At 67.8% G+C, this 6091-nt stretch carries 5 protein-coding genes and 1 pseudogene; 2 read left to right on the forward strand and 4 right to left on the reverse strand.

All coding sequences use genetic code 11. The features are described from left to right. Positions 1 to 77 precede the first annotated feature (77 nt). On the forward strand, positions 78 to 1580 hold the full coding sequence (locus VNS22_RS05710; RefSeq protein ID WP_325730485.1) for an FAD-binding protein: 1503 nt from the start codon (positions 78 to 80) through the stop codon (positions 1578 to 1580). 45 nt (positions 1581 to 1625) lie between these two features. Here VNS22_RS05710 and VNS22_RS05715 read toward each other — a convergent pair whose 3' ends face one another. From VNS22_RS05715 to VNS22_RS05725, 3 genes are read right to left on the reverse strand one after another with little or no spacing between them, the layout of a single operon-like run. Next, positions 1626 to 2735, reverse strand: coding sequence for an ABC transporter substrate-binding protein (locus VNS22_RS05715; RefSeq protein WP_325730487.1), 1110 nt, complete (start codon positions 2733 to 2735; stop codon positions 1626 to 1628). A 25-nt stretch (positions 2736 to 2760) separates the two neighbouring features. After that, positions 2761 to 3621 (reverse strand): ABC transporter permease, encoded by an 861-nt coding sequence (locus VNS22_RS05720; protein WP_325730489.1) that lies wholly within the window; start codon positions 3619 to 3621, stop codon positions 2761 to 2763. A gap of 12 nt (positions 3622 to 3633) precedes the next feature. Next, positions 3634 to 4422, reverse strand: coding sequence for an ABC transporter ATP-binding protein (locus VNS22_RS05725; protein ID WP_325730491.1), 789 nt, complete (start codon positions 4420 to 4422; stop codon positions 3634 to 3636). Positions 4423 to 4603: 181 nt separating this feature from the next. Between VNS22_RS05725 and VNS22_RS05730 the strand changes: the two genes are divergently transcribed. Then, positions 4604 to 5695 carry a Gfo/Idh/MocA family oxidoreductase gene (locus VNS22_RS05730; RefSeq protein WP_325730493.1) on the forward strand — a complete coding sequence of 364 codons (1092 nt, stop codon included), beginning with the start codon at positions 4604 to 4606 and terminating at the stop codon, positions 5693 to 5695. Positions 5696 to 5734: 39 nt separating this feature from the next. On the opposite strand, the pseudogene VNS22_RS05735 reads toward VNS22_RS05730, so the two are convergent. After that, a pseudogene (locus tag VNS22_RS05735) lies at positions 5735 to 6091 on the reverse strand (hypothetical protein); the annotation flags it as partial.

Genomic DNA, 6091 nt, shown 5'->3' on the forward strand with positions numbered 1-6091 from the left:
CAGAATATATCTGGATTGATTGTTGCAGTCTGTTGCAGAATTACTGGCTCACCAGAAATTTTCGCGAACCAACAATCATGGATTCTCCCGTCCGGCCGACCTCCCGCCGCCGTCTTCTGGCACTCGCCGGCGGCTTCCTGGCAGCACCTCTGGTTCTGCGCCGCTCGACGGCCCTCGCCTCGACCGGGCCCACCGACGCAGCCTGGGCGGCGCTGGCGGAGATGATGGGCGAAGGCGGCCTCCTGCGCCGCGGCGAACCAGGCTATCGCGAGCATACCCGCCCGCAGAACCTGCGCTGGGATCTGGATCTGCCGGACGCGGTGGTGCTGCCGCGCGATCCGCAGGCGATCGGCCGGGCGATCTTGTGGGCGCGCGAGCAAGGCATGCCGGTGGCGGCGCGCAGCGGCGGGCACAGCTATGCCGGCAGCAGCGCCGGGCCGGGCCTGATCGTGAACATGCGTCGCCTGGACGGCGTGCGCTTTCCCGATCCGGGCGGCGAGGTCGTGGAACTCGGCGGCGGCGCGCTGAATGCCGGGCTCTATGCGGCACTGGCCGACGCATCGCGGGACGAGGACGCGCTCGCCATCGTCCACGGGCGCTGCAGCGGGGTGGGCGCCAGCGCGTTTCTCATGGGCGGCGGCATCGGCTTTGCCATGCGCCACCAGGGCTTCGGCTGCGATGGCGTGGTCGGTGCGGAACTGGTCCTGGCGGATGGCAGCATCGTCCAGTGCTCGGCCGGCGAGCGGCCCGACCTGTTCTGGGCGGTGCGCGGTGGTGGCGGCGGCAATCTTGGCATCGCCACGCGCTGGCGGGTGCGGACCTGGCGGAGCCCGCCGGTCACCGTGTTCAAGGCGGTGTGGCGCAGCCGCCAGCGCGAGACCCTGGCCGAGCTGTTCCGGGTGCTGGAGGCAGCCCCTGCCTCGACCGGCGCCAAGATCACCCTGATCGGCCATCCCGGCGGGATCGAGCTGTCGGTGCTGGGCCAAGCGATCGAGCCGGACGGCACGCTGGAGAATCTGCTGGCGGGGCTCCTGGCGGGCGCGGACGAGCACCAGATCGCACGGCTGCCCTACTGGCAGGCCCAGGCCTTCCTGGGGGAGGCCGGCCAGCCGGCCCACTATCATGAGACCTCCCTGTTCGTGCAGCCCCTGGCCGGCAACGGTGCGGCGCTGGACCGTCTGATGAACTCGCTGGAGCGCCATCCCGCCGCCGCCAAGGGGGAAGGCGCCATCATGAAGTTCTTCCAGGTCGGCGGCCGGATCGGCGCGCTCGCTCCGGACGCCACCGCGATCCCCTATCGGGGCGATGCCTGGATTGCCGGGACCGAGCTCGAATGGAACGGGCAGACCGTGCGGGACGGTCGGCTCGACCGGCTCCTGGACTGGCAGCGGGACATGCATGCCGCCATGCAGGAGACCCTGCCGGGTGCCCGCGGCAGCTATATCAACTTCCCCGACGTGAACCTGCCGGACCCGGCCGCCGCCTATTATGGCCCGAACCTGGAACGGCTGCGCGTGGTGCGCCGGACGGTCGATCCGGATCGGATATTCTCGCCGCCGCGCCGCCAGGGCATCGGCTGAAGGCGGGCGGGCGCGGCCTCCGGCAGGCCGCGCCCCCGTCTCACCTCAGAGCCGCGCCTCGATCGCCGCGACGTCGACCTTGCTGTAGTCCTCGGACAGCTGGAACTCGTCCGCCGCCTTCTGCACCGCCGCCTGGTCGAACTGGTTGGCCGCCGCGATATAGTCGTTCTTGCAGGCGTCCTCGGCCTTCATCTCGGTGGTGATCTGCTTGATCTGGTAGATCGTGTCGAAATAGCCCTGCCACTGGGCCATGTCGTGCCAACCCCAGCCCTGGCGCTGCTCCCAGGGGCCGCGGAAGATCTTGCCGAGCTGCATCATCGACTCGGTGGCGATCTCGGGGGTGAGCGTGCTGGCCAGGGCCGGGAACTGCTCCAGCACGATCTGGGTGGTGGCGCGCGGGTTCAGGTGGCCGAACTCCAGGCCCATCGCCCAGGCGCGGAAATAGTTCTCGTAGAGCGCCTTCTTGGCCTGGTCCTCGAAGTCGGACGTGCGGATCACGAAGGTGTTGGCTGGGAACTTCGAGAAGTCGTAGGGCAGGATATAGTCGTAATCCATGCCCTGGCCGAACCACTGCGCGCGCAGGCCTTCCCAGCACAGCGACGTGTCGCCCTGCCCCTGCTGCAGCGCCTGGCCCCAGATCGGGCCGGCCTCCAGATACTCGACCGAGGCGGGGTCGACGCCGGCCTGGGCCAGCATCGGGTCGACGATCGCCTTCCAGCCGATCGAGCCGACCAGGATCTTCTTGCCGGCCAGCTCCTTGATGTCGGCGGGCTTCTTGCCCTTCACGAAGGCGAAGCTGAACGTGTCGTAGGCGCCCATGTGGAACACGGACTTGAGCGGGATGCCCTGCTCCAGGCCCAGCGAGAACACGCCCGGGCTCGGGAAGCCGACATCGGCCTGATCCTGGTCGACCAGCTTGATCGTGGCGGTCGCTTCCAGCGGCCCCGGCTCCAGCGTGGTCTGGATGTCGCCGAACCAGCCGAACTTCTGGGCGACCCAGTAGGGATAGTCGTCCAGCACCTCGATCGTGCCGCGCGGGCTCACCCAGCGCACCGTGTTGGTCGCCTCCTGCGCCATCAGGAAACGGGGTGCCGCCATCGTCCCGGCTGCGGCGATGCCGAGACCCACGAAGCTGCGCCTGTCCAGACCGAACATCGATTGCTCCCCCAACATGCGCCGGTCAGGACTCCCACCCGGCATATTTCTTACCCAGCCAATAGAAGAACACGTAGATGGAGATGCCGATGACCGCCAGGAGCACGATGCAGGCGAAGAACTGCGGCATCTGGATCAGTGACGAATAGTAGGTCAGCCGGTTGCCGAGCCCGAAGCTGCCGCCGACCATCTCCGCACCCACCGCGGTGAGCAGGCCGAAGATCGAGCCCACCATCAGGCCCACGATCACCATCGGCATCGCCATGGGAATGCGGATCTTCATGAAGATCTGCAGGGTGGAGGCGCCGAAGCTCCGGGCCAGCGCGATCTTGGCGAGGTCGGTGCGGCGAAAGCCGGTGGCCGAGTTGATCATCACCATCGGCCCCGACGCCAATGCCACGGCGATGATCCGCGGGCTGTAGCCGAAGCCCAGCTTCAGGATCAGCAGCGGCACCAGCGCCAGCATCGGCGTGGTCACCAGCAGCAGGATGTAGGGTGCGATGATCCGTTCCAGCAGCGGGAACTGGGTCACCAGTGCCGCCAGCACGAAGCCGACCGTGGCACCGATCGCGAAGCCCGTCAGCAGCTCCACCAGCGTATGGCCGACATGCGGGGCCAGCAGCGGGAAGTCGCGCACCAGTGCCGCCGCGATCAGGCTCGGCGTCGGCATGATGTAGGTCGGCACCTCGTAGAGGCGGAGCAGCAGCTCCATCCCGCCGATCAGGGCCAGTGCCACGAAGGCGATCAGCGCCCATTCGCGGCCGGACTTGATCAGGCCGAGCTGGCCGGCCACGCCCGACCAGTTGCTGACACCGACGGCCTGGCCGTCCTCATGCTTGTCGAAGCTCGGGATGTTGTCGGCGAGCTGGCGATCGACGCTGGCCATTGGAACTCCTGGTCAGGCGGCGGCGGGGCGGGCCGGGGCTTTGTGCTCGATCGAGGCCTTGATCTCGGCGACCAGCTCGACGAAGTGCGGCGCGGCCTGCACCTCCAGCGGCCGCGGCCTCGGAATGTCGATGTCGAAGACCTTGGACAGCCGGCCGGGCCTGGCCGACATCACGTAGACCCGGTCGGCCAGAAACACGGCCTCGGGGATCGAGTGGGTGATGAAGACAATCGTCTTCTTCGTCTCCAGCCAGATCTCCTCGATCAGCAGGTTCATCTCGTCGCGGGTGAAGGCGTCGAGCGCGCCGAACGGCTCGTCCATCAGGAGCAGCGAGGGATCGACCGAGAGTGCGCGCACGATCGAGGCACGCTGCTGCATGCCGCCGGAAAGCTCGCGCGGATACTTGCCCTCGAAGCCGGCGAGGCCCACCCGCTGCAGCAGGCCGTCGATCCGCTCCCTGGCCGGGGCTTGGCGGCGGATCTCGAACGGCAGCTCGATGTTCTTCTGCAAGGAGCGCCAGGGCAGCATGTTGGCTTCCTGGAACACCATCGCGATCTGCGGCGAGGGCTTCGTCACCGGCTGGCCGTCCAGCAGGATCCGGCCCGAGGACAGAGCGTGCAGGCCGGCCATCGACCAGAGCAGGGTGGACTTGCCGCAGCCGGAGGGCCCGACCACGCAGACGAACTCGCCGTCCTGCACGTCCATGGAGAAGCGGTCCAGCGCATGGGTGCGTCCGGTCGGCGTCTCATAGAACTTGCTGGCGCCCTCGACCGCCAGCTTCGGGCGCCTTGCCGCGCTCATTGCTTCCCCTTTGTCCGGCGCCGGCGTTCTCGCCGCGCTGCGCCGCTCCCCTCACGAAATGAGGACGTCGCAACAGTTCCGGCCTCCCGTCAAGCCCACCTGCCTTCGGAAAACCCGCTGTTGCAGGCCTCGGCACAGACTTTACCATCCCGGGATCACATGAAGGCGGGGAGGGATGAGGATGGCGCCGGTGAAGGTACTGGTGGTGGGGGTCGGCAACATGGGCCTGAGCCACGCCAAGGCCTACCAGAAGCAGGACGGGTTCGAGCTGGTCGGCCTGATGAGCCGCACCATCCAGGCGAAGAAGGACAAGCTGCCCGAGGAACTGCAGGGTGTCCCGCTGTTCCAGGACTTCGACGAGGCTCTCAAGGCGACCCGGCCCGATGCGGTCTCGATCAACACCTACCCGAACAGCCATGCCGACTACGCGATCCGCGCCATGGACGCGGGCGCGCATGTGTTCATGGAAAAGCCGATCGCGACCAATCTCGCCGATGCCGAGCGGGTGGTCGCCAAGGCCAAGGAAAAGAACCGCAAGCTGGTGCTGGGCTACATCCTGCGCGTCCATCCGGCCTGGGCGAAGTTCGTCGAGATCGGCCAGACGCTGGGCAAGCCCCTGGTCATGCGCATGAACCTGAACCAGCAGAGCTCGGGCGAGGCCTGGCCCTGGCACAAGGCGCTGATGGAGAGCCTGACCCCGATCGTCGACTGCGGCGTCCACTATGTCGACGTGATGTGCCAGCTCACCCGGGCCAGGCCCGTGCGCGTGCACGGCATCGGCGCCAAGCTCTCGGCCGAGACCAAGGTCCAGAACTACGGCCACCTGCACGTGCAGTTCGACGACGGCTCGGTCGGCTGGTACGAGGCGGGCTGGGGGCCGATGATGTCCGAGGTCGCCTATTTCGTGAAGGACATCGTGGGCCCGAACGGCTCGGCGAGCATCGCCTACAAGCCCCAGGAAGGGCAGAGCGAGGCCAAGACCGATCAGATCTCGGATTCGGCCGACATCGACCAGCACACCAAGACCAACGCGATCAAGCTGCACCACGCCGAGCTGGACGAGCACAACCACTTCAAGCGCAAGGACGAGTGGATCTCGACCGAGGACGAGCCCTCGCACCAGGAGCTGTGCGACCGCGAGCAGGCCTGGTTCCTGAAGACGATCGTCGAGGACATCGACCTCACCGAATCGAAGGCCGATGCGGTCAACAGCCTGAAGATCGTGCTGGCCGCCCAGCAGTCGATCGACGAGAAGCGGTCGATCGATCTCTGAGCCCTGCCCCATGTCATCCCGCAACTTGGCGGGATGACTTCAGGAAGGCGGCGTGACGGGGGCGTGTGGCGGGCCGATGCCGTCCAGCCCGCCGCCCTCCAGCGGCAGCACCTGCCGCAGATAGGCTGCCATCCCGCGCTCCGGCTGCCATTGCCGGGGATAGCCCAGCGACACCTCCTCGTAGCGCACCCCGTCCAGCCAGCGCCGCTCCCGCACGTGCAGATGGCCATGGACGCAGGCCAGCGCGTTGAACCGCCTGGGCCAGTCGGCGGTGGCCCGGGTCCCGCACCAGGGCGCGAAGCGCGGGACGCGCGGGATGCGCACCAGTTCCTCGCGCAGCGGCCAGTGGCTGACCAGCAGGTTGGGCAGGCCCGGCTCCAGCGCCTCCAGCCGGCG

Source organism: Geminicoccus sp. (genome assembly GCF_035556675.1).
Lineage (GTDB): Bacteria > Pseudomonadota > Alphaproteobacteria > Geminicoccales > Geminicoccaceae > Geminicoccus.